The organism is Metabacillus sp. KH_069, from assembly GCF_057838075.1.
Window position 1 is genome coordinate 3,752,929 of sequence record NZ_CM174460.1, and the last position, 21,759, is coordinate 3,774,687.

The following is a 21,759-nucleotide window of genomic DNA, read 5'->3' on the forward strand; positions in this document are numbered from 1 at the left end:
CCATTAATAATTAGGTTTCCCCGGGTCTTCTTCAAGGTATAGAAATAGAGCAGGCAATTTAGGCAGCTGCCCGGCTTCTTCAAAAGAAACAGACTGAATGCCTGCAGGTATAATCATCAGGCATTCCTCAATGAATGCATTTACGTTTTCAAGGTCCACTCCCCAATGGAATGGGCGGTAAGACTGTATGTATGAGTGTCCGGCTTGCATCATGAGCCTTGCTCCTTTAATATTGCCATATTCATAATGATAAATAGCAACTGTCATTTGCAGCAGGCCTTTTAGAAATAAATTATCCTTCTCTGTCAGCCAGATTAATTCAAGCAAATCATGGCAAGTATAATAATCGCCTTCATTAAAATGGATAAAAAACTGATAATATTCCATTGGGTAAAGAGTCACGTGGCATGCACTCCTCTCTGACCTTATTGTATCAAAGGATAAAAAGTTTTTATACTATTTGAACAAATGGCAGAGGATAAGGACATGAATGCATGGAACTATACCATACAGTCAATAACAGAACATTTATTTTTCGAACCGAAAGGATGTCCGACTTCATGGAGATACTGCTTAATTTCCCGCTATTAGCTTCCCTTGCAGCCATTTTCTTTGCGCAATTTGTAAAAGTCCCGATTACGTATATTGCGACCCGTAAAATTGACTGGTCCCTTATTTTAAGCACAGGGGGGATGCCAAGTTCCCATTCTGCTGCTGTCACGGCACTTGCAACGGGAGTCGCTCTTGATAATGGGCTTGCTTCTTCCCTCTTTGCTGTTTCAGCCGTTTTTGCCATCATCACCATGTTTGATGCTACGGGAGTAAGAAGACATGCCGGAGAGCAGGCCACAGTTCTTAATAAACTCGTAACTGATTTTAATACATTTGTAGGTGAGGCAAAGTCATGGCCCCAGCAGGAAGAAGAAGAAAAGCAGAAGAAATTGAAAGAACTTCTCGGGCATCAGCCTATTGAAGTATTCTTCGGAGGCCTGACAGGAATCTTATTAGCGCTGTTTCTGCACTACCTATTCATCTTGTAAAGGAGGAATTATTTTGCGGCTAATATCTATTTGCCCAAGCAATACAGAGCTTGCCGCCTATTTAGGGCTGACTGACGATCTGATTGCAGTTGATGATTATTCTGACTGGCCGGAGCAAGTGAATGATCTGCCGCGCCTTGGACCTGACCTGTCCATTAATATGGATCTGGTTGAACAAATGGAGCCTGACCTTGTTCTCGCTTCATTGAGTGTGCCTGGTATGGAAAAAAACGTGGATGAACTTATAAAAAGAAACATTCCTCACCTTGTTTTAAACCCTCAGTCTTTCGAGGATATAGGAAATGATTTAATGGCTGTAGGCATTGCTGCAGGCAAGGAAAAAGAAGCTGCTGCAATTGTTTCGCGTTATCATCAAATTTTAAATGATTATAAAGAAAAATCCTCAAAAGTTGATCATTACCCTGAAGTTTATTTTGAATGGTGGCCTAATCCCATTTTCACACCTGGTCAAGTAAACTGGCTGACTGAAATGTGTGAACTGGCAGGAGGGCGCAATAGTTTCCGTGATGTGGAGCTTGCGAGTGTCCAAACCAGCTGGGATGACATTATCCGCAGAAATCCTGATCATATTTGTCTTGCTTGGGTCGGCGTTAAGCAAAGCAGGATGAAAGTCCAGCATGTTTTAAAGCGTGAATCGGCAGAATACCTTGCTGCCGTCAGAGAGAATCGCATTCACCTGCTTGAAGAACAGCTTTATTGCAGACCATCACCAAGGCTCTTAAATGGACTTGCGAAACTTGCAGCCATCCTTCATCCGGATCACTTTCCGGAGCCTGAAGAGAAAGATTCCCTAACTTCTATTACATAGAAAAAGCCCAGGTTAAAAACCTGGGCTTTTTCCGTTACCGAGAATAATTTTAAGATTAATTCCGAGACATTGTACCAATCCCGAAAAAATACTCGATTGCCCAGCAAGAATGTACCAGACCTAAAGCGGTTTGCATCAATCCCGCCGTCCATCATTAACTTTTCGTTTTGGGTTTCATGTATTTTTGACGAAATGCCTGCATCGACTTATTTTCATTCAATTTCATCAGTTCATTTTCAGTTAATCGTCCGCTTCCTTTTTGGACGATGTATATGTCTAACGTTTTTTTGCCCCAAAATTGAAAGACTTCTTCAACTGTATCGTAATAAAGATCCAGTTCATTCCCCTTTATCGCACCGCCCTTGTCTGCTACAACACCAAAGCCGTAACCTGGAATAAACAGAATAGTTCCGATCGGAAACACACTTAAATCAGCTGCTATGGTTGAATACAAATCTCTTTTCACTTTCACTCCAGAATACGTGATCCCATATTCGGGATGTTCAGGTTTTTTGCCTGTTGATTCATAGCCAGCTGTATATCCTGTTGCTGTTACTTCTTGCTTAGGGTACTGTGACCAGTCAAATTCATCTTCAAGCGACATTTGGCTGATTGCGTTTCCGCTTGAGGAAATCGCGGCTGCGACCGTTTTTTCACTGTGCAGAGATTTAGGGATGAGTCCGGTCAGCTTATAAGGATGCCCTTCGCTTACCAATATGCCCTTGCTCCATCCCTTAAAAACAGGCAGATCCTTTGCCTCTGCACCTGAAAAAGCTTTTAAAGTGGTACCGAGCGCCAATAGCAATAATAGTGTCATTAATAGACGCCTTGACCAGGTTTTCGTCCTATCCATTTACGATGTGTTCACTCCTCTCACATCCATAATCGTTTCCAAATGGCAAACGAAATATTCAGGATAGAGAGGGATCCATATTTTACAAGTTTTGTTTTTCGGCAAATAAAAAGACCTGTACACACTGTACAGATCCGTTGTTAAAACATTTGATATCCTCTTTTGCGGAGCATCTTTATGACAATTCCGGACACAATTGCTCCTGCAAAACCGCTGACAAGTATTAAAACATCTGCCAAAGCCAATGATAGAATACGCTCTCCTAAAGATGAAAAAGATGATCCAGGTGAGGTAAAGTACTCAGTGAATCTCACATTATCTACAATCAATATACAGACAATCGGATAGATAATAGCCATGATCCAAGACATGCGAAGCAGCATATTCAGCAAGAAACCGATTCCAAAAAATAAAACAAAAAATAAAAGCATCGAAATCATCAATACAGGTAAAAACAAGTTATCGCCTCCAGTACACCTATTTAAGTGTACTGAACAAGCGATATTCAGTCAATCGGAAAAAAACTGAACATTTTATGAAGACTTCTTTCCAGTTCCGTTGCAGCAATCACACGTCTCTGAACCGCCAAGAAGCAATTGAAAATAACCTTTACCTGAACAATATGGACATTCTTTCTTTTCGATAGCAGATGTATTCATCATCTATTCTCCCCTTTGTCAAGTATCTCTTTTTAGATATTGAAGATACTATATCAGGTTCTTTGTAAAGGATAAAGGGAGAAAATCTCACGGGATTCTCGATGTAAGCGAATACATCAAGCTCATCCTTCTTTTTTCTCAATTTTTCTTATTATTTTGAAAATTATAAAAATAGACGGTATGACGTATATCCAAACTGATCACCAGGGTTCAGGCCTTCAATTTTATAAAGCATTTTCTCAAATGCATCTTCTGCAAATGACTGAAGCAGAAGCGACGCATTCTCGTCTCCCTTAAGAACTTGCGGCGGAAAAAAAGCAGCTTCAAACAGTTCATCTTCCTGTACAATAACTGCAGAAGAATTCGCCTTCAATTTAAAAATAATCATATTATCACTGATCGTATTTTGAATGACGCCTGACCGAATCCCAATGACGCCTTCTACTTCTGCTTCTATTCCGGTTTCCTCATGAATTTCCCGAACAATCGCTTCATCCAGCGTTTCCCCCTCATTCACAAAACCTGCAGGAAAAGACCACTTCCCTTTCAATCCGCCGTATTTCTTTTTTACGACAAGCCAGTCCCCGTTTTCGTTTTCTACTACACCAGAAACAGCAATCCAAACATTCCCCCGTTTATTTGCCACTTTAATCTCCCCCTTTTCACTTTTTATATTTCATTTAATTTTTCAATAAAAAAGACTGTTTTCGCATAGATTGTTGTTATGGATTATACATGTTGTCCGTTGCTTTCCGCTGCAGGAACTTGTGATTTTAAACATAAAGTCAAAAAGCAACAAAGTTTACGAAGATAGCCATAAAAAAAAGACAAAAGCACAAGGCTTCTGTCTTTTATTTTACTCTACTTCTTAGAAAAATTTAAACTTACCTTTTTTAACGACTAATCCAGCTCCGCCAACCATTAAGAGAGCACGGTTATCAATCATTTTCTTCATGAATGAAGCTTTTGTTCCCATTACTTTCTTGCCAAATACCATACCTACAGCATCATCTTCGCCAAGTGAAGCAACTGTACCTTTGATGTCTGGTTTGAATTCTTCCATTTCACCTTGGTCACGAACGGCAACAGCAATGTTTTTAGCAGCTGTAATACCTTGCTGCATCGCAATTTGAGCCGTTGGAGGATATGGACGGTTGATTTCTTCGTTGATCACTAGAGAACAGTCGCCAATGATGAATACATCTTCATGGTTAGGAGCTCTTAGATAAGAATCAACTTTTACACGTCCGCGCATATTTTCAAAACCAGCTTCTTCAACGATGCTGTTTCCGCGCACACCTGCTGCCCATACAACTGTATCAGCTTTGATTTCTTCCATTATGTCGTCTTTTGCAACAATAATACCATCTTCTACACATTCTTTGATCGCAGTTCCGATCTTGAATTCTACACCTTTACGCTCTAAGTGGTTAACAGCGTATTCTACAAGCTCTGGATCGAATCCAGGAAGAGCAGTTGGTGCAGCTTCTACACAGATAATGCGTACTTTCTTATGATCAACATCGTACTCGCGGCAAAGCTCAGGAACACGGTTAGCAAGTTCTCCCAGGAACTCAATGCCAGTGAAGCCGGCTCCGCCCACAACGATTGCAAGACGCTGGTCGCGTTTTACTTCTTCTGTGTTGTAAGTAGCAAATTGATATTCGATATGCTCGCGCAATTGACGCGCAGCATTGATGTTAGTAATACCGAAAGCGTACTCTTTCAAGCCTTTGATTCCAAATGTTTCTGGATGAGATCCAAGAGAAATCACAAGGTAGTCATACTCAAGCTCGCCATTTGCAAGAACAATTTTCTTTTCATCCTTGTTAATCGAAACAACTGTTTCTTTCACAAATTTCACACGGCTGTTATCAATAACATCTTTCACTTGGTATCTTGCTTTATCATGATGCAAAGTACCAGCTGATGCCTCGTGCAGCCATGTTGTTTCATAGTGGTAATCATTTTTGTTAACCAGTGTAAGATCTGCTTCGTTCACACCGATCATTTTTTGAAGACGTGTAACTGCCATTAATCCGCCGTAACCTGCACCTAAAACTACTATTTTGGGCTTTCTCAACCGAATCACATCCACCTTTTTTTCTGAATTTGTTGTAAAGATTGAAATAAGTTCTATACTGATTATCTTCCGCTGCTTCACAACATTTTATTTTGTTTTGCCTAAAAAAGTATGTGAAAATGTTCACTTAACTTTTCAAAATAATACCGAAAACTTTGTAAGTAGTAACATAGAATATAAATAACGCCTATATTACATAATAGCATCTGCGATTTATTTTTCAAGACCAAATTGAAGGATTAGAAACGTTAAGAATTTTACAAAAATAAAAACATTCTCTATAATAATCATATTCTTATACAAGCCACATCTCTTTACTCAGGTCACCAGGTGAAATTGTTAAAGAGGTATGATATGTTATAATTAAGAATTATTATCAATTACAAGCGAGGGGATATTTGTGAAGGAAGACACAAAAGTATACGACATAACAATTATTGGCGGCGGACCTGTTGGTTTGTTCACAGCTTTTTACGGCGGCATGCGTCAGGCTTCAGTTAAAATTATCGAAAGCTTGCCTCAGCTGGGCGGACAGCTTTCTGCCTTATATCCTGAAAAATACATATATGATGTTGCAGGATTTCCTAAAGTGCGCGCACAGGAATTAGTTAACAATCTAAAAGAACAAATGGCTAAATTTGAGCCGACTGTCTGCTTAGAGCAAGCAGTAGATACTGTTGAAAAACAAGCTGATGGTGTCTTCAAATTAACAACTGATCAGGAAATCCATTATTCTAAAACGATTATCATCACTGCAGGAAATGGTGCGTTCCAGCCCCGTAAAATTGAACTTGAAGAAGCTGCTTCATTTGAAAAAGCAAATCTTCATTACTTCATTGATGATTTAAATCAGTTTGCCGGACAGAGAGTTCTTATTTGCGGAGGCGGAGATTCTGCTGTTGACTGGGCGCTTATGCTTGAGCCAATTGCCGAGAAAGTAACTCTTGTGCACAGACGGGATAAGTTCCGTGCTCATGAGCATAGTGTTGAAAATTTGAATAACTCAAAAGTTCAAGTTCTCACACCATTTGTACCAAAAGAATTAACAGGTACAGAAAATATTGAGCAAGTTGTATTAGAAGAAGTGAAAGGCGACCGCAAAGAAGTCATCGATGTGGATTCTGTCATTGTTAACTTTGGATTCGTCTCATCTCTTGGCCCAATCAAGAACTGGGGTCTTGAAATTGAGAAAAATTCGATTGTCGTTAACAGCAAAATGGAAACAAACGTAGAAGGCATATATGCTGCAGGAGACATCTGCACGTATGAAGGAAAAGTAAAACTGATCGCAAGCGGATTTGGAGAAGCTCCAACCGCGGTTAACAACGCGAAAGCTTATATGGATCCAAAAGCAAGAGTTCAGCCGCTTCACAGCACAAGTTTGTTTGAAAAATGAATAGATATTACTCCTAAAAAGAGGAAAAGCGGTCTGCTTTTCCTCTTTTTTATGGAATAAACCTCTTTTAGCTCTGCCAGTAATTGCTGTAAGGATTATAATACACCGGCTGATTCCATTGCTGATATCTCTGTCCGCCAAACGGCATGCCGCTTTGATCACTACTTCCCGGCATTTGGCCGAATGGGCTTCCCTGGCCGGACTGCATGCCTCCGCCTTGACCCATTCCCGGCATTTGGCCGAATGGACTTTCCTGGCCGGACTGCATACCTCCGCCTTGATCCATTCCCGGCATTTGACCGAATGGGCTTCCCTGGCCGGACTGCATGCCTCCGCCTTGATCCATTCCCGGCATTTGGCCGAACGGACTTTCCTGACCGCCTTCAGGTGAAGATGATCCTCCGCCATTCTGAGTAGATTCCGGCTGCTCCTGCTCCTCAGCTTCAGTTTGTCCTTCCTCTTCTTGCTGAGCCTCTTTTTCCATTTTTGGAGGTTTCGGCATCACTTCGAATGATTTGATACTATTCACATTCGCCTGACTTGCCGTTAATGCAGGAAAGGATAAAATAAATACCGCACCTGATGGTTTATCTAAGTAGAATACAAATGCCTCTTTTTCCGTACCGTTTGTAAAGGTCAATTTCACCCATTTATACAAGCCCTCATTTAATTCATCTGTTGATGACAGACGAAATTGATTATACATCTGATATGGATATGGATAGTAATTCATCATTCAAGCTCCCTTCTCAATTCACACATCAATACTATATGCCCAATATTTGTCCTATGTTTTTTATGGAAAATGTAACCTTTTCTCACTTCTTAACGACTATGGTGTTTAAAGGGGGAAAATACATGAAATGGAAAATCATTCTTTGCTTATTGGTGATTTCAGGCATCTTTTTTGTAAATGAAGAAAAAGGCTATGCTTGCTCTTGTGCCCAGACGCCTTCTGTTCAATCTGAATTAGAAAACAAAACGGCCATTTTTTCAGGAAAAGTGTTAAAAATAACTGAAAACAGCAAGAAAAAAGCGTTGATAGAGGTCGATCAAATTTGGAAAGGCCCTTCTCAATCACAGCTAATAATTGAAACAGAAAGAGATTCAGCAGGCTGCGGTTTTGATTTTATTGAAGGGCAAACTTATCTTGTTTATGCATACGGGGAAAAGAATACTCTTGAGACAGGGTTATGTGAGCGAACAGCTTTAGTTACAGACTCTGGGGATGACATAAGGGATCTCGGTGCAGGGAAAGAACCTGAAAAACAAGTGAACTTAGAACATCAGCTTGATTCTAATAGATTAATGTGGGTTATCGTTTTTGCTGTAACTTTCATCCTTATTTTCATCATAGTTTATAAAAGAAAAAAATAAGAAAAAAGACACTTCATTAGCTTGTCAGGCTAATGAAGTGTCTTTTTCTGTTACAATCAGCACTCTTCAGGAGTACCTGTATTCGTAGCGGTTCTGAATGAAGAACCGCATCCGCATGAAGCAATGGCATTCGGATTATCAATCGTGAATCCGCCGCCCATAAGGGACTCTTTGAAATCAATTTTTGTCCCTTTTAAAATAAGGGAACTTTCTTTATCAACAACCACTTTGATGCCATGCACTTCAAATTGAGTGTCGTCATCATTCGGCTCTTGTTCAAAACCCATGCCGTACGATAAACCGCTGCAGCCGCCGCCTTTTACGCCAACGCGCAGAAAAGCCTGCTCTTCACCGTTTTCTTTCATCATATCTTTTATCTGATAAGCTGCCGCTTCAGTAATTATTACAAAATCATTCATTTTCTTGTTCCTCCTTTGCCAATCATCCAAAGGCTATACAGTAAGTATACCCTTTCTATTTGGAACTCTCAAATGAAACACTTTTCTATTTGCCGTAGAAGTAAACTCCTGTACAAATAACCTCTGCAGGACCAGTCATTAATACATTCCCCTCTTCTGTCCAGTTGATCATAAGATCTCCGCCGGCAAGGTGGACAGTTGTATCGAGCCCTCTTTTCGTATACCCATTAAGTACAGAAGAGACAACGGCTGCACAAGCACCTGTTCCGCATGCCTGAGTAACACCCGAACCTCTTTCCCACACTCTGAAATGAAGTTCATTTTCCGCTGCCACTTCAACGAACTCAACATTGATGCAATCAGGAAAAAGAGGATCTTTCTCAACTCTTGGTCCAAGTGTTAACACTGGTGCTGTTTCAATGCTGTCCACATAAAATATTAAATGCGGATTCCCCATTGAAACGGCTGTAGCATGATAGACACTGCCGTCAAATTCAAGCTGTTCATTTATGACTTTTTCATCAGGAGTGCCTGCCATAGGAATTTCAGCCCGATTAAGCTTGGGCTGCCCCATATTGATTGTTACTCTGCTGACTGAGCCATCTTCCACTTCAAGCTTAGCATGAACCAAACCTGAGAGTGTTTCAATCGAGAATTCTTTCTTTTCTATCAGTTTATTCTCAAATGCATATTTCGCAACGCAGCGAAGACCATTTCCGCAGTTTTTCCCTTCTGACCCATCACTGTTGAAAATCCTCATCTTTACTGGCGCTTTCTCAGATGGACAAATTAAGATCATTCCATCTGATCCGATGCCGGTAAATACATTCGATACTTCCTTTGCAAGCTGAGGAAGCATTGATTCTTCAATTTGTTCTTCAAACATATTTACATATATATAATTGTTGCCGAGTGCATGCATTTTCGTAAATTGGAATTGTTTCATACTGTTCTCCCTCTTTTTTTCTTTTTATAAGTATAAAATGCTGGAAACAGGATCACAATAGAAATATCCCCCGTTTGTTATAGATAATAAAAGCTCCCTGCTTTGGTGCAGGGAGCTTTTATTCGTGATCCTACTATGATTAAAACATAAACATTCCTGCAATTGCCGCACTTAAAAGGTTGGCAAGTGTTCCTGCAGCTATTGCTTTAAAACCAAGCCGAGCAATATCCTGACGGCGGCTTGGAGCCATTCCGCCAAGTCCTCCAAGCAAAATGGCAATAGATGACAGGTTGGCAAATCCGCAAAGTGCAAAGCTTATGATAGCTACCGTTTTATCTGACAGCGCATCAAGCTGCGGTGCAAAATTTGAATAAGCAACAAACTCATTCAGTACCAGCTTTTGACCGATAAAGCTACCTGCCTTCACAGCTTCTTCCCAAGGAACCCCGATGATAAAGGCAAGAGGTGCAAATACAAACCCAAGAATGTATTCAAGTGTTAAGTTAGAAGCTCCGAAAATCCCTCCGATAAAGCCAAGGATTCCGTTTAAAAGTGCTATCAAAGCGATAAAAGCTAAAAGCATCGCCCCAACATTCAAGGCAAGCTGAAGCCCTACAGATGCTCCTTTTGCAGCAGCATCAATTACATTTGCCGTATCCTCATCACTTTCCATCTTAACGCCTTCCATGGTTTCAGGCATTTCAGTTTCCGGAATAAGCATTTTTGCCATAATAAGCCCTGCAGGCGCAGCCATGAAACTTGCAGCAAGCAAGTACTCAAGAGGAACTCCAAGAGCAGCATAGCCGAACAGTACAGATCCCGCAACAGAAGCAAGACCCCCTGTCATGACAGCGAACAATTCTGATTTTGTCATTTTTGCTATGTACGGTTTAATGACCAAAGGAGCTTCCGTTTGCCCTACAAAGATATTAGCAGCAGCAGAAAGCGATTCTGCTTTACTTGTCCCTAGTAATTTCGATAAACCGCCGCCTAAAATTCTGATAATCCACTGCATAACCCCAATATGATATAAAACCGAAATTAACGAAGAAAAGAAAATAATGATAGTCAGTACATTAAACGCGAAGATGAACCCTGTTGGCTGTGATGGATCTCCAAGTGAACCAAATAGAAATCCAATCCCTTCACTGGCATACCCTACCAGGTTCTGTACAGATTCTGTCAGCCCTTTAAAAGCTCTCGTTCCAGGCTCCCATTTTAATACCAGAAATGCAAATAAAAGCTGAATGGCAAGGCCGCCGAGAATCGTGCGGACTTTAATATGACTTTTTCGTTCCGATAGGAGAAAAGCGATGGCAAAAAGGACTGCAATTCCCATTAGCCCCCATAAAAAATTGATCATTTCTTCACCTCAGGCAATCGTTTTTGATGTGTCTAAAATAACAGGCGATAGCGAGTATGTCTATATCATTGTGACAAATAATGATATTTTCCGACAAATTAACTAGTTGCATAAACTTAGGTTGCATCTGAATGGATTTAGTTATTCAAAAAGGCTATTTACCATTTTATAATCCTTTATACCTATATATGTGGTATGATTTCACTACAATTTACCCTGTTTTACTAATGGGAGGTACACTATATGAATAAGCTTGATTTCCTATACGACAAGAATATAGATTGTCTAATTTGCAAACATACATATACAACAAAAAAAGTAAAAAGAGGCTTCATACGTGCCGTCAATCATGACAGTGACTTTTGTTCTTATTATAGTAAAAATGAATTCAGCCCTCTTCTTTACTATGTAAATGTGTGTCCTGCATGCGGGTTTTCAATGTCAGAAGAATTCTCTCCTGTTTTTCCTTTTAGAACAGAGGAAATAATCAATGATAAGATAAGGGCAAACTGGGGGAGCATGAATTTCTGCAAAAAGAGAAGTGTTAAAGATGCCATTCATACATACAAGCTTGCTATTTATTCAGGAGTATTGAAAAAAGAAAAACACGTTTCAATGGGGGGACTTTATTTAAGACTTGCCTGGCTCTACCGGACGGAGCAGATGGAATTACAGGAAAATCGCTTTCTAAAATTAGCCCTGAAGGAATATATCGCTTCTTATATAAATGATGATTTCTCCGCCACACATTTAACTGAAATGAAAGTTCTCTATTTAATAGGTGAACTGAGCAGAAGATCAAATGATGAAGTGCAGGCCAGACTCTACTTTTCAAAAATCATTGAAAAGCAAAAAAATACTGAGGAAAAAGTGATCGTCGAAATGGCAAAAGACAGATGGCGTGAAATGAGGGAAATGAAGTAAAAGTGGACGGGACAGTAAAAAAGAGGCTGGGACGTAACGATCATCTCCTGAATGAAAGCCGAACATTGAATAGTGCGAATACCAATAAAAGATGTTGTTTTTCATGATAAATAATGTCCGTTCCTTGCCGCTCCACTTAAGGTTTCTAACATTTAGTCCTGCAGCAAAAATATTTATGAAAAGAGCCAAAAAAAAAATCCGAACTAAAACGAAATTCAAATTGGAATTTCACATAATAGTTCGGATTATTCTTTGGCTGAAAACCTTTTTCCCAGCCCATTTCCTAGAACATAGGATTCTCATCCAAGTAATCATATATGTTTTTAACTAACTCTTCAGAAGATTCCCCAGTTACCACTTCACCGTTTACAAGGGCATAAAGAGAAGCATAGCATTTTCCGCAATATCCAAGACATCCGTATTCAACAATGTCCAGATTAGGATCTTTTTCTAACTTTTCCAAAGCAGCTTGTGAACCGTTCGCTAAATTGCTTATACAAAATTCTATTATCGGTTTCAACTTCATCACCTCACACCTGCAATCCTATGCTACCTCTTTCTATGTACTATCGTCAATAATTAACGTTTTATGTTATACTTTTTTCATAAATACCAACACATTTTCATAAAAGTGATTTACTAATGAGCGGGTTAACAGATTAATAGATGACTTTTTCATAACATATTGTGGTTTATCATCAAATTCGTTATACTTTTAGATGGCATATTGCAAAGGTTTTCTTAATCACTGAATTAACCTATAGATAAGAATATTACTCACTTTAAGAGGAGAAAAAGGGGAATCTGCAATGAAGAACTTAGTTATTCTTGGCGGTGGATACGGCGGCATGCGCGTCCTTCATCGACTTCTTCCAGGTCAGCTGCCTGAAGATGTGCAAATTACACTCATAGATAAAAATCCCTATCATTGTTTAAAAACGGAATATTACGCACTTGCTGCGGGAACGATTTCAGACCATCACATCCGCGTAGATTTTCCAGAGCATGAGCGTCTGCACTTAACATTCGGGGAAATCACTTCGGTTGATCTTGAAGAAAAAAAGGTTCACCTGAATAATCAGGAACCGATTTCATATGATGATCTTATTATCGGATTAGGCTGCGAGGACAAGTATCATAATGTTCCGGGTGCAAAAGAATTTACACACAGCATCCAGACAATCGATCAATCAAGAGAAACGTATCAGCTTCTTAATAACTTAAGCGGCGGTGCTTCTGTTGCAATCGTTGGCGCAGGACTCAGCGGAGTTGAGCTTGCGAGTGAACTCAGAGAAAGCCGAAAAGATCTTAAAATCACACTATATGACCGGGGCAAAAACATTCTTTCCAGTTTTCCAGAACGTTTGAGCAAATATGTTCAAGGCTGGTTTGAAGATCATGGCGTAACCATTATCAACAGTGCTAACGTGACAAAAGTAGAACAAAACGTTCTATATAATCATGATGAGCCTGTCTCTTACGATGCCATCGTATGGACTGCAGGCATTCAGCCGAATAAAGTCGTCAGAGATCTTCCTGTAGACAAAGATCCACAGGGACGTGTCGTTCTGACAAAACAGCATCACCTTCCGCATCATGAAGATGCATTCGTTGTTGGAGACTGCGCAAGTCTTCCTCATGCACCAAGTGCTCAGCTTGCCGAAGCTCAAGCTGAACAGATCGTTCAAGTTCTCCTGAAAAAGTGGAATGGCGAAGAACTGCCGCAGGACTTCCCTGCCTTTAAGCTTAAAGGCGTACTTGGGTCACTTGGAAAGAAACATGGTTTCGGCCTTGTGAATGACCGTCCGCTTATTGGACGAGTTCCGCGCTTGCTTAAGTCAGGAATTCTATGGATGTATAAGTATCATAATGGATAAATAAAAAGGTGCTCTCCAATAAGTTCCTAAAATAAAAGCAGGAAGGAAAAATAACCAGTTTTTCCTCCCTGCTTTTTTTAGTTGTTGTTTTTTGACTGAAAGCAGCCAGGCTACTAAAAGGAACGATTTTTTTTACATTTTTTCTTGAAGGCTGTTTTCGCATAGATTGTTGATTTTCATGATAAATGATGTCCGTTCCTTTCCGCTCCACTTAAAGTTTTTAACATTTAGTTCACTATTACGAAAAGAGGCTTCTTGAAAAAAGAGGCTGTCAGAAGTCAGCCTTCACTGACTTTCTGGACAGCCTCTTTTCTTCATTTTTCAGGAATGAACGTATATGATCATTGCGTCCTTTCAGCCGCGCTTCAAACTCGGCTCGCATATTTGGAAATGTGTAACCATGAGCGATTAATTGTTGCTGATCCTCTTTTACAACAGATCCATTATTAGGTATTTTCAGCGATTTGCCATACAGGCACTTCTTTTTCTTCCATGCGTATGATAGTGCATAAGCCTATTGCTGCGAGGTGCGGAAGATGTTTATGCCAAGACGAAAACCTTTTTACAATAAAGATCTTGTGGAATTTCTTCTCCATATGTGTGTATATTCATACCGCCAGTTTTTAAACAACGGTCCGGTGGAACCCGTTCCGGGATTCAAGCTGGTAAAAGCTTTTAAATCCAGCGCAAACGGCGTCATGGAATGGTTCGGATTTATCCTCGAATCAGACGATGCAGTGGTGATTGCGTTCCGGGGTACACAATCGGATGCAGACTGGGTCGCCGATGCCACCATCCGTCAGACTCCTTATCCCTATATTCAAAACGGCGGCCTCGTGCATCAGGGATTTCAGTCGATCTATTCCCAGTGCCGGGACGAAATCTTCCAAACGTATTCTGCCCTCTCAAAAAAGAAAAATCTCTTTATTACCGGGCATAGTCTTGGAGGAGCACTAGCTGTTCTTCACGCTGCCGATGCAGCGGCAAACGCAGGATTCCGATCTATCGTCATGTATAACTATGGGGCTCCCAGAGTAGGAGACGGGCAGTTTGCGGCTCTCTATGACCAGCTTGTTCCGAACAGCATCCGCTTCGTCAATACCGCCGATCTGGTGCCGAAACTGCCTCCTGTCTTTGTTTATAATCCTATGACGAAGCTGAAATACTTTTACAAGCATGTTCAAGCTCCGTATTCTTTTACAATTGAAGCAGGCTCCATAGCTGGCAATCATATGCCGGAAACGTATTTTCTTGGAATCGAAGGATTATCCAGACTGGTTTACGTGTAAAGCAGTTTTTCTAACATGAAGATTCATTAAAATGAACAAATATAGAAATATTATGCAGAAACATACCCATGCTTCTCCATTTCAGCATAAATGGTTTTCAGTTTCGGATTGCCTTCCCCCACTACTACTCCATCGATGACAACTAACGGATAAAAATACTCGTCATTTGCGATTTTCTCTGCAAAACTCTTTTTCTCTGGATTGTCTTGAGGCGCAAACACATCGACATATTCTATTTTGAACTGCTGCTGCGGGAATTTCCTTGAAATTGCTGCTTCCAGCCATTCATATGTTTCTTTTGATGAGGGGAGATTCACACAGCTTGGGCATAGTACTTCAGCTCCATAAATACACACTTCCACTTGTTTTTTCATCGTATTCCCCCTTTTCTTAAGTTTCATTGTAAGGGAGTAAGCGTTTTTTTTCCATGAAAACTTATATGCTGAAAGTATCCGTTTTTATTCGGCGCGGAATATGTTAAAATAGTGGCATTAACAGATATTACATCAATCATATGAATAGATTTTCAGCGGTTTTTTGAATATAATAGCAGGATAAGGAAGGAGTCGATTATTTTGACAACAGAAACACAAATGGTAGAACAAGTACAGGAAGTATTAGATAAATTACGTCCATTCTTGCTTCGTGATGGCGGAGACTGTGAGCTGGTTGATATAGAAGACGGCATTGTAAAATTACGCCTTTTAGGAGCTTGCGGCAGCTGCCCAAGTTCAACCATTACACTTAAAGCTGGAATTGAACGCGCACTTCTTGAAGAAGTTCCGGGTGTTGTGGAAGTAGAACAAGTTTTTTAATAACAGAAAATGAAAAGATGGTGAGCCCGCTCACCATCTTTTTTTGTGTTTATAGATACTCGTCGAACCATCCTTTGATATGATTTAATCGGTCAATCCGAAGCTTAGGATGCCCGCTTCTGGATAATTCATGGTTTGCTTCTGGAAAGCGCACAAATTTTGTTTCCTTTTTCAGGCGCTTTAATGCGATATAAAGCTGCTCAGCCTGCTCAACAGGACAGCGGTAGTCTTTTTCGCCATGAAGGATCAAAAGAGGCGTTTCTACAGCTGTGACATATTTTAACGGCGAATGGTGCCAGAGTTTATCAAAATCATTGATCAGATCCCCGCCGATTTCCCACTCTGTAAAGTAGTAGCCGATATCACTCACTCCGTAGAAGCTGATCCAGTTGCTGATTGAACGCTGCGTGACAGCTGCTTTAAACCTGTTTGTATGACCCACAATCCAGTTCGTCATAAAACCGCCATAGCTGCCGCCAGTTACACCTAACCGATCTTTATCAATATAATCATAAGTTTCAAGGGCATAATCTACCGCACTCATTAAATCGGTATAGTCGCTTCCGCCATAATCACCGCGAACCTGATCTACAAAATGCTGTCCATACCCATGGCTTCCACGAGGATTTGTATAGAGGACGGCTTTCCCGCTTGAAGCAAGCATCTGAAACTCATGGAAATAGGTATTGGCATACATGGCGTGCGGGCCGCCGTGAATTTCAAGAACGAGCGGGTATTTCTCGCCATCTTTAAATCCAGCCGGCTTCATAATCCAGCCATGGAGCTCAAGTCCATCTTGTGCCTTCCACTTTATTGCCTCGGGAACAGCAAGTTCAATTTCCTGTAAAAATTCTTCATTCACATTTGTAAGCTGACGATTTTCCCCTGTACTAAAATCAAAGAAATACAGATCACCAGGATGATTGGGACGGCTGATGCCAAGAACTGCGGTATGGCTGCCGGTGTGAACCGATAATCCGTATACATGCTCCTGTTCAAATCTTACTGGAAGGGTTTGTCCTTCAAGTGAGCCATAATAGACACCCGTATTGCCCTGATCGGTTAAAATAAAATAAAATCCCTGGCTGTCCTCTGTCCAAATCAGGCCTGGATACACACTGCCTGAGATAAAATCGGCAACAACGGCATCACTGATGTGAACGTCCCAGTCAGCTGAATAGCACGTTAACTCTCCTGATTTCAGGCTGTACAGCCAAATTTTTGAGAAAGTTGCACTTTGGAATTCTTTTTCATGCCCCAGAAAAGACAAATAGCTTCCATCCGGCGACCAGGATAGATTGCCAAAGAATCCATTGCTGTTTGTCAGCTGCTGCTGCTCGTCAGTTTCTAAAGATAGAATAAAAACGTCTGAGATTAATGTTTGATCGGGATCATCCGTCATATTCGAAGTAAACGCAACTGATTTCCCGTCCGGGGACCATGCTCCGTCGTTATAATCAAACTCCCTTGAACCGATAAGCTCAAGTTCGCCTGTTTTCACATCAACTATCGCAAGCTGTCTTTTACGGTTTTTCACAAAACCCGCTGCATCAGACTTATACCTCATATCCTCTACTACAAGCGGCTCCGGCTGCTTTTTCTCATCTTTATCCTCTTTATCTAATCCGTCAGCCGGCGCTAAAGAGATAGCTGCTAGGATTTTCGTTCCATCAGGGCTCCAGACAGGCTGTGAGACAGATAGGTGTTCTTTTGTAAGGGGTTTAGCCTCCCCGCCTGCTGCTGACATGACAAACAGCTGATTCTTTCCATTTCGGTCTGATAGAAAGGCAAGACTGCTTCCGTCAGGAGACCATCTCGGGGATGTGTTTTTGCCTTCACCGTATGTCCATTGACTGGAAGTATTCTTTTCCAAATTAGTTAAAAATAGATTCGATATGTATTGATGTTTTTCTTCATGAATAGATGTTTGAACGTAAACGGCTTTTGTGCCGCACGGTGAAACTTGAGGATCATTGACGGATTTCAGCTTGTATAAGTCTTCCGCTGTCATCCCTCTTTTTTGTTTTACACTTTCCATTTCGATCAACACCAAACTTTCCCTAGAATTTTTCCGGCATTCTATTTATTTCGACAAGCTAAATAAATTTCCTCCTAAGAGCAGAATAAAATGGATCTTACTTACATAACTAAAAAAGCATCCTCATATGAGAATGCTCTATCCAATCGAATCCCGAACTTGTCCAGTGCAGGCTTCATAATAAACATTTGATCCCTCTAAGACTGGTGTCAGCTCATCAACTTCACATTTAGGAAATTGAGCTTTAAGCAGTTTAGCGAGTGATTTCCCTTTCCCTTTAGCCGTAAATGCCAGGACAGTCGGCCCCGCACCGCTGAGTGCTGCGCCATATGCACCTGCTTCCATAGCCGCTTCCTGAACTTTCGAAAGCTCCTTAATCAGAGTTCCGCGGTAAGGCTGGTGAAATAAATCTTTCTTCATCATTTTCCCTGCAAGACGCCAGTTGTTTGAAAGAACAGCTGCTACTAAAACATTGCTGACTGCACTTGCTTCTACTGCCCCGGTGTATTCCAAGTATCCGGGAAGCACGTCGCGGGCATCTTTAGTATACAGCTTGTATGGCGGGACAACTGCCACTAGATCAATGTCGACTTCATGAACAGCCACCAATTCTGTTTCTTGCTCCTGATGGAGTCCCACAACTAATCCTCCGTACAAGGATGCCCCTGCATTATCCGGATGACCTTCAATAATACTGGCCAAATGCAGCTTTTCTTTCATGCTTAACTGCAATCCGCATAATTCATTTGCAAGCTCGACACCTGCCACGATAGCAGCAGCACTGCTTCCCAGCCCCCGTGCCATCGGAATATCGCTCCAGACTTCAACTGAACAGGCGGGCAGTACAGATTCATAAGAAGATGCCACTCTTTTCGCCACTTGATAAATGAGGTTTTCTTCATCTCTTGGAATATCGAGCATTTCCTCATTTAACGGAATAAAAGACCATGTTTCAGAAAGAGTGATTCTCAGTTCCAGATACCGATTGACAGCAAGACCGACGGAATCAAAGCCAGGTCCTAGGTTTGCCGTGCTTCCAGGAACTTTTATCTTTAACATGTCGCCTTCCTTCACCATGCCCCCACTCCCTTAAGCTGCTCCATAACCGCAAGTTCATCATTAGGAAGCACAATTGGTTTGATTTCAGAGAGATCAACAGCTACATTTGGATCCTTCAATCCGTTCCCTGTTAAGACAGCAACTGCTTTAGCTCCCTTTTGATAAACGCCTTTCTTGGCACTCTTAATCAATCCTGCAATCGAAGCGCAAGAAGCAGGCTCTGCAAAGATACCTTCAGTCTTTGCTAAAAGCTGATAAGCTTCAATAATTTCCGCATCTGTTACTTCATCAATAAAACCATTGGATTGCTCAGCTGCATTGACGGCTTTGTCCCAGCTTGCCGGGTTGCCGATCCGAATAGCAGTCGCAATTGTTTCAGGGTTTTCAATCACCTGATTGCGTACAATCGCAGCGGCTCCTTCTGCTTCAAAGCCATGCATTTGCGGGAGGCCGGTCTGATGCATGCTGTCATATTCTAAAAAGCCCTTCCAATAAGCAGAAATGTTTCCTGCATTGCCGACAGGGATTGCCAGAATATCAGGAGCAGTTCCCAATGCGTCGCAAAGCTCGAATGCAGCTGTTTTTTGCCCTTCAAGACGGTAAGGGTTCACAGAGTTTACAAGAGTAATAGGAAGCTTCTCAGACATGCTGCGGACCATTGTCAGCGCCTGATCGAAATTCCCCTTGATCGCAATGATTTCTGCTCCGTACATCACAGCCTGTGCCAGTTTTCCAAACGCAATTTTCCCGTCAGGAATAACGATAATGCATCGCATTTTCGCTCTGGCTGCATAGGCGGCTGCAGCAGCGGATGTATTTCCAGTAGAAGCACAGATGACAGTATCACTGCCTTCTTCTTTCGCTTTTGCAACAGCCATCACCATGCCTCTGTCTTTAAAAGAACCCGTTGGATTGGCGCCTTCTGTTTTCGCATATAGCTCAAGTCCAAGCTTCTCTGACAGAGTCGGCAGAAAAACAAGAGGGGTATTCCCCTCGTTCAGCGTAAGTAAAGGTGTTTGATCATTTACGGGCAAGTAATTCCGATATTGATTTAAGAGACCCTTCCACATCATGAGTAACCGTTCCCTTCTACGCGATATGAGCTTTTAATGCCATGAACGACTTCAAGATCAAGCAGGTTTGCCAAAATCTCATCAAAGTCTTTATTTGATGCCTGATGCGTAACAATCACAATTTCAGCCAGATTGCTGTTTTTAAGCGGAAGCTGCAGAATCTTCTCAAAGCTGACACCGCGCTCTGAGAACAATGAAGTGATTGTTGAAAATGCTCCGACTTGATCTTTTACATGAATGCGGAGGAAATGCTGAGCATAGATTTCATCGCTCTGCTTCAATGCTTTTTCAAATTGAGGAAGAACAGCGCTTCGTCCATTTACCCCAAGTCTCATATTTTTCATGACGCCTACTAAATCAGATACGACAGCTGTTGCAGTTGGCAAGCTTCCCGCGCCCGGGCCGTAGAACATTGTCTCTCCTACAGCTTCCCCGTACACATACACAGCGTTATATTCGTTATTAACCGATGCCAATGGGTGATAATCAGGCAGCAGGGTCGGCTGTACGCTGACTTCGACTTTATTGTGGTCGCGGTTGGCGATGCCGATCAGCTTCATTGTATATCCAAGTCTCTTGCTGTAGCTGATGTCCTCATCTGTTACTTCACTGATGCCTTTTACACTTACATCCTCTAAATCTACGTGCATCGAAAAGCCAAGGCGGGCAAGAATCGCCATTTTGCGGGCAGCATCGAGTCCTTCTACGTCCGCAGTAGGATCTGATTCTGCGTACCCAAGATCCTGGGCTTCTTTCAGCACTTCTTCATATGGACTTCCGTGTTTGCTCATTTTTGTTAAGATGAAATTTGTTGTACCGTTCACAATACCCATCATTTTGTTGATCCGGTCTGAAGCCAGTCCATCTACTAAACTTCTTAAAATCGGAATCCCTCCGGCAACACTTGCTTCATAGAATAAGTCACAGCCATTTTCTGTTGCCGCATCTAAAAGCTCCGTGCCATACACGGCCATTAGATCCTTATTTGCAGTTACTACATGTTTTTTCGCCTGAAGAGCTTGAAGAATATATTCCTTTGTATGCTCGACACCGCCCATTACTTCAATAATGACATCTATTTCAGGATCATGAATAACTTCATCAGCATTACTCGTCAGAATCTCTTTTCCGAATTCAACTTGTCTTTTTTTATCAACATCCTGTACGAGGACCTTTTTCACTTTAACAGGACAGCCTACCTGGTGCATCAATTTATCCTGGTGATCGTTAATAATTTTCACTACACCGCTTCCGACTGTTCCCAGTCCCAATAAACCAACTTGAATTGCTTTCATGAATTTATCCACTCCCTTGATGTCCTTCTAAGAAATACATTTGTATATGTATGATAGACATTTTCTATTATTGTCATTATAAACAGTGTGCTATTGCTTATCAATAGAGAATTTTCAGTTTTTTTATGAAATCGCTTTCTTCGTTGATTATACTAGGTTTATATTTTCCAAAAAATATAAAATAAAATGACGTGCGAGGGAATCGCACGTCATTTTATTTATTCTCGGTCAAGCTGTATATCATTTTCGCTTTCAACGGTTACATCAAAATGACCTTTTCGTTCAAGCTTTTCTTTCTCAAGCATGGCTTCTTCCTCGGTTGGAAAGATAGGCCCGTCAAAGACCCTCTCCATCGTCTCTTTATCTGTGTACTGCACTAAAAAACTGTTCATATTAAAACCTCCCGTTTTAGAAGACTATACCC

General features: G+C 41.2%; 25 protein-coding genes. 8 read left to right on the top strand and 17 right to left on the bottom strand.

Going from position 1 to position 21,759, the window contains the following annotated elements:
• Positions 1-3: 3 nt before the first annotated feature.
• Positions 4-387, bottom strand: a complete 384-nt coding sequence (locus tag AC3ISE_RS18905) for a DUF309 domain-containing protein (protein WP_070876116.1) — start codon at positions 385-387, stop codon at positions 4-6.
• Positions 388-560: 173 nt separating this feature from the next.
• On the opposite strand from AC3ISE_RS18905, the gene AC3ISE_RS18910 reads away from it, so the two are divergent.
• Complete coding sequence (locus tag AC3ISE_RS18910) at positions 561-1,040, top strand: divergent PAP2 family protein (RefSeq protein WP_489222161.1); 480 nt, start codon at positions 561-563, stop codon at positions 1,038-1,040.
• A 13-nt stretch (positions 1,041-1,053) separates the two neighbouring features.
• Complete coding sequence (locus tag AC3ISE_RS18915) at positions 1,054-1,869, top strand: cobalamin-binding protein (RefSeq protein ID WP_489222162.1); 816 nt, start codon at positions 1,054-1,056, stop codon at positions 1,867-1,869.
• A gap of 154 nt (positions 1,870-2,023) precedes the next feature.
• Here the strand turns inward: AC3ISE_RS18915 and AC3ISE_RS18920 are convergent, their stop codons facing one another.
• The 5 genes from AC3ISE_RS18920 to AC3ISE_RS18940 all read right to left on the bottom strand — a co-directional run bounded on the left by AC3ISE_RS18920 (position 2,024) and on the right by AC3ISE_RS18940 (position 5,473).
• The gene (locus AC3ISE_RS18920) at positions 2,024-2,722 is read right to left on the bottom strand and encodes a 3D domain-containing protein (protein ID WP_489222163.1); all 699 of its coding nucleotides are present in this window, start codon (positions 2,720-2,722) and stop codon (positions 2,024-2,026) included.
• 140 nt (positions 2,723-2,862) lie between these two features.
• Positions 2,863-3,162 (bottom strand): YuiB family protein, encoded by a 300-nt coding sequence (locus tag AC3ISE_RS18925; RefSeq protein ID WP_489224384.1) that lies wholly within the window; start codon positions 3,160-3,162, stop codon positions 2,863-2,865.
• Positions 3,163-3,255: 93 nt separating this feature from the next.
• A complete protein-coding gene (locus tag AC3ISE_RS18930; protein WP_165971027.1) occupies positions 3,256-3,381 on the bottom strand; it encodes a YuiA family protein in 126 nt (41 codons plus the stop codon).
• 163 nt (positions 3,382-3,544) lie between these two features.
• Positions 3,545-4,027, bottom strand: a complete 483-nt coding sequence (locus tag AC3ISE_RS18935; RefSeq protein ID WP_489222164.1) for an NUDIX domain-containing protein — start codon at positions 4,025-4,027, stop codon at positions 3,545-3,547.
• A 222-nt stretch (positions 4,028-4,249) separates the two neighbouring features.
• Positions 4,250-5,473, bottom strand: a complete 1,224-nt coding sequence (locus tag AC3ISE_RS18940; protein ID WP_489222165.1) for an NAD(P)/FAD-dependent oxidoreductase — start codon at positions 5,471-5,473, stop codon at positions 4,250-4,252.
• A 391-nt stretch (positions 5,474-5,864) separates the two neighbouring features.
• On the opposite strand from AC3ISE_RS18940, the gene yumC reads away from it, so the two are divergent.
• On the top strand, positions 5,865-6,860 hold the full coding sequence (gene yumC / locus AC3ISE_RS18945) for a ferredoxin--NADP reductase 2 (RefSeq protein WP_070876051.1): 996 nt from the start codon (positions 5,865-5,867) through the stop codon (positions 6,858-6,860).
• Positions 6,861-6,927: 67 nt separating this feature from the next.
• Here yumC and AC3ISE_RS18950 read toward each other — a convergent pair whose 3' ends face one another.
• A complete protein-coding gene (locus tag AC3ISE_RS18950) occupies positions 6,928-7,596 on the bottom strand; it encodes a hypothetical protein (RefSeq protein ID WP_489222166.1) in 669 nt (222 codons plus the stop codon).
• A gap of 122 nt (positions 7,597-7,718) precedes the next feature.
• Between AC3ISE_RS18950 and AC3ISE_RS18955 the strand changes: the two genes are divergently transcribed.
• Complete coding sequence (locus AC3ISE_RS18955) at positions 7,719-8,237, top strand: hypothetical protein (protein ID WP_489222167.1); 519 nt, start codon at positions 7,719-7,721, stop codon at positions 8,235-8,237.
• 56 nt (positions 8,238-8,293) lie between these two features.
• On the opposite strand, the gene AC3ISE_RS18960 is transcribed toward AC3ISE_RS18955, so the two are convergent.
• The 3 genes from AC3ISE_RS18960 to AC3ISE_RS18970 form a co-directional block, all read right to left on the bottom strand.
• A complete protein-coding gene (locus AC3ISE_RS18960) occupies positions 8,294-8,656 on the bottom strand; it encodes a HesB/IscA family protein (protein ID WP_489222168.1) in 363 nt (120 codons plus the stop codon).
• A gap of 85 nt (positions 8,657-8,741) precedes the next feature.
• Positions 8,742-9,602 (bottom strand): diaminopimelate epimerase, encoded by an 861-nt coding sequence (gene dapF / locus AC3ISE_RS18965; RefSeq protein WP_489222169.1) that lies wholly within the window; start codon positions 9,600-9,602, stop codon positions 8,742-8,744.
• Positions 9,603-9,741: 139 nt separating this feature from the next.
• Complete coding sequence (locus AC3ISE_RS18970) at positions 9,742-10,962, bottom strand: NupC/NupG family nucleoside CNT transporter (RefSeq protein ID WP_170292795.1); 1,221 nt, start codon at positions 10,960-10,962, stop codon at positions 9,742-9,744.
• Between the two features lie 246 nt (positions 10,963-11,208).
• On the opposite strand from AC3ISE_RS18970, the gene AC3ISE_RS18975 reads away from it, so the two are divergent.
• Positions 11,209-11,889: a DUF2225 domain-containing protein gene (locus tag AC3ISE_RS18975; protein ID WP_489222170.1), complete on the top strand. Its 681-nt coding sequence runs from the start codon at positions 11,209-11,211 to the stop codon at positions 11,887-11,889.
• Between the two features lie 283 nt (positions 11,890-12,172).
• Here AC3ISE_RS18975 and AC3ISE_RS18980 read toward each other — a convergent pair whose 3' ends face one another.
• Positions 12,173-12,415, bottom strand: a complete 243-nt coding sequence (locus AC3ISE_RS18980) for a YuzB family protein (RefSeq protein ID WP_489222171.1) — start codon at positions 12,413-12,415, stop codon at positions 12,173-12,175.
• Positions 12,416-12,698: 283 nt separating this feature from the next.
• On the opposite strand from AC3ISE_RS18980, the gene AC3ISE_RS18985 reads away from it, so the two are divergent.
• Together AC3ISE_RS18985 and AC3ISE_RS18990 are read left to right on the top strand one after the other, a co-directional pair.
• Positions 12,699-13,766, top strand: a complete 1,068-nt coding sequence (locus AC3ISE_RS18985; protein ID WP_070876044.1) for an NAD(P)/FAD-dependent oxidoreductase — start codon at positions 12,699-12,701, stop codon at positions 13,764-13,766.
• Between the two features lie 542 nt (positions 13,767-14,308).
• Positions 14,309-15,055: a lipase family protein gene (locus AC3ISE_RS18990; RefSeq protein WP_489222172.1), complete on the top strand. Its 747-nt coding sequence runs from the start codon at positions 14,309-14,311 to the stop codon at positions 15,053-15,055.
• A gap of 50 nt (positions 15,056-15,105) precedes the next feature.
• Here AC3ISE_RS18990 and AC3ISE_RS18995 read toward each other — a convergent pair whose 3' ends face one another.
• Positions 15,106-15,429 carry a YuzD family protein gene (locus AC3ISE_RS18995; protein ID WP_133312477.1) on the bottom strand — a complete coding sequence of 108 codons (324 nt, stop codon included), beginning with the start codon at positions 15,427-15,429 and terminating at the stop codon, positions 15,106-15,108.
• Positions 15,430-15,648: 219 nt separating this feature from the next.
• Between AC3ISE_RS18995 and AC3ISE_RS19000 the strand changes: the two genes are divergently transcribed.
• Positions 15,649-15,870: a NifU family protein gene (locus tag AC3ISE_RS19000; protein WP_070876112.1), complete on the top strand. Its 222-nt coding sequence runs from the start codon at positions 15,649-15,651 to the stop codon at positions 15,868-15,870.
• Positions 15,871-15,919: 49 nt separating this feature from the next.
• Here AC3ISE_RS19000 and AC3ISE_RS19005 read toward each other — a convergent pair whose 3' ends face one another.
• The 5 genes from AC3ISE_RS19005 to AC3ISE_RS19025 all read right to left on the bottom strand — a co-directional run bounded on the left by AC3ISE_RS19005 (position 15,920) and on the right by AC3ISE_RS19025 (position 21,727).
• On the bottom strand, positions 15,920-17,908 hold the full coding sequence (locus AC3ISE_RS19005) for a S9 family peptidase (protein ID WP_489222173.1): 1,989 nt from the start codon (positions 17,906-17,908) through the stop codon (positions 15,920-15,922).
• A gap of 138 nt (positions 17,909-18,046) precedes the next feature.
• A complete protein-coding gene (thrB, locus tag AC3ISE_RS19010; protein ID WP_489224385.1) occupies positions 18,047-18,982 on the bottom strand; it encodes a homoserine kinase in 936 nt (311 codons plus the stop codon).
• On the bottom strand, positions 18,979-20,037 hold the full coding sequence (gene thrC, locus AC3ISE_RS19015; protein WP_489224386.1) for a threonine synthase: 1,059 nt from the start codon (positions 20,035-20,037) through the stop codon (positions 18,979-18,981). The genes thrB and thrC overlap by 4 nt, the downstream gene beginning before the upstream one ends.
• Positions 20,037-21,335 (bottom strand): homoserine dehydrogenase, encoded by a 1,299-nt coding sequence (locus AC3ISE_RS19020; protein ID WP_489222174.1) that lies wholly within the window; start codon positions 21,333-21,335, stop codon positions 20,037-20,039. Before AC3ISE_RS19020 ends, thrC begins: the two co-directional genes overlap by 1 nt.
• A gap of 218 nt (positions 21,336-21,553) precedes the next feature.
• The gene (locus AC3ISE_RS19025; protein WP_165970995.1) at positions 21,554-21,727 is read right to left on the bottom strand and encodes a hypothetical protein; all 174 of its coding nucleotides are present in this window, start codon (positions 21,725-21,727) and stop codon (positions 21,554-21,556) included.
• Positions 21,728-21,759 lie beyond the last annotated feature (32 nt).

Coding starts and splice junctions, on each gene's coding strand:
- AC3ISE_RS18905 (WP_070876116.1), bottom strand. CDS start 387: ATGGAATATTATCAGTTTTTTATCCATTTTAATGAAGGCGATTATTAT.
- AC3ISE_RS18910 (WP_489222161.1), top strand. CDS start 561: ATGGAGATACTGCTTAATTTCCCGCTATTAGCTTCCCTTGCAGCCATT.
- AC3ISE_RS18920 (WP_489222163.1), bottom strand. CDS start 2,722: ATGGATAGGACGAAAACCTGGTCAAGGCGTCTATTAATGACACTATTA.
- AC3ISE_RS18925 (WP_489224384.1), bottom strand. CDS start 3,162: ATGATTTCGATGCTTTTATTTTTTGTTTTATTTTTTGGAATCGGTTTC.
- AC3ISE_RS18930 (WP_165971027.1), bottom strand. CDS start 3,381: ATGAATACATCTGCTATCGAAAAGAAAGAATGTCCATATTGTTCAGGT.
- AC3ISE_RS18950 (WP_489222166.1), bottom strand. CDS start 7,596: ATGATGAATTACTATCCATATCCATATCAGATGTATAATCAATTTCGT.
- AC3ISE_RS18955 (WP_489222167.1), top strand. CDS start 7,719: ATGAAATGGAAAATCATTCTTTGCTTATTGGTGATTTCAGGCATCTTT.
- AC3ISE_RS18960 (WP_489222168.1), bottom strand. CDS start 8,656: ATGAATGATTTTGTAATAATTACTGAAGCGGCAGCTTATCAGATAAAA.
- dapF (WP_489222169.1), bottom strand. CDS start 9,602: ATGAAACAATTCCAATTTACGAAAATGCATGCACTCGGCAACAATTAT.
- AC3ISE_RS18975 (WP_489222170.1), top strand. CDS start 11,209: ATGAATAAGCTTGATTTCCTATACGACAAGAATATAGATTGTCTAATT.
- AC3ISE_RS18980 (WP_489222171.1), bottom strand. CDS start 12,415: ATGAAGTTGAAACCGATAATAGAATTTTGTATAAGCAATTTAGCGAAC.
- AC3ISE_RS18985 (WP_070876044.1), top strand. CDS start 12,699: ATGAAGAACTTAGTTATTCTTGGCGGTGGATACGGCGGCATGCGCGTC.
- AC3ISE_RS18990 (WP_489222172.1), top strand. CDS start 14,309: ATGCCAAGACGAAAACCTTTTTACAATAAAGATCTTGTGGAATTTCTT.
- AC3ISE_RS18995 (WP_133312477.1), bottom strand. CDS start 15,429: ATGAAAAAACAAGTGGAAGTGTGTATTTATGGAGCTGAAGTACTATGC.
- AC3ISE_RS19000 (WP_070876112.1), top strand. CDS start 15,649: ATGGTAGAACAAGTACAGGAAGTATTAGATAAATTACGTCCATTCTTG.
- AC3ISE_RS19005 (WP_489222173.1), bottom strand. CDS start 17,908: ATGGAAAGTGTAAAACAAAAAAGAGGGATGACAGCGGAAGACTTATAC.
- thrC (WP_489224386.1), bottom strand. CDS start 20,037: ATGTGGAAGGGTCTCTTAAATCAATATCGGAATTACTTGCCCGTAAAT.
- AC3ISE_RS19020 (WP_489222174.1), bottom strand. CDS start 21,335: ATGAAAGCAATTCAAGTTGGTTTATTGGGACTGGGAACAGTCGGAAGC.
- AC3ISE_RS19025 (WP_165970995.1), bottom strand. CDS start 21,727: ATGAACAGTTTTTTAGTGCAGTACACAGATAAAGAGACGATGGAGAGG.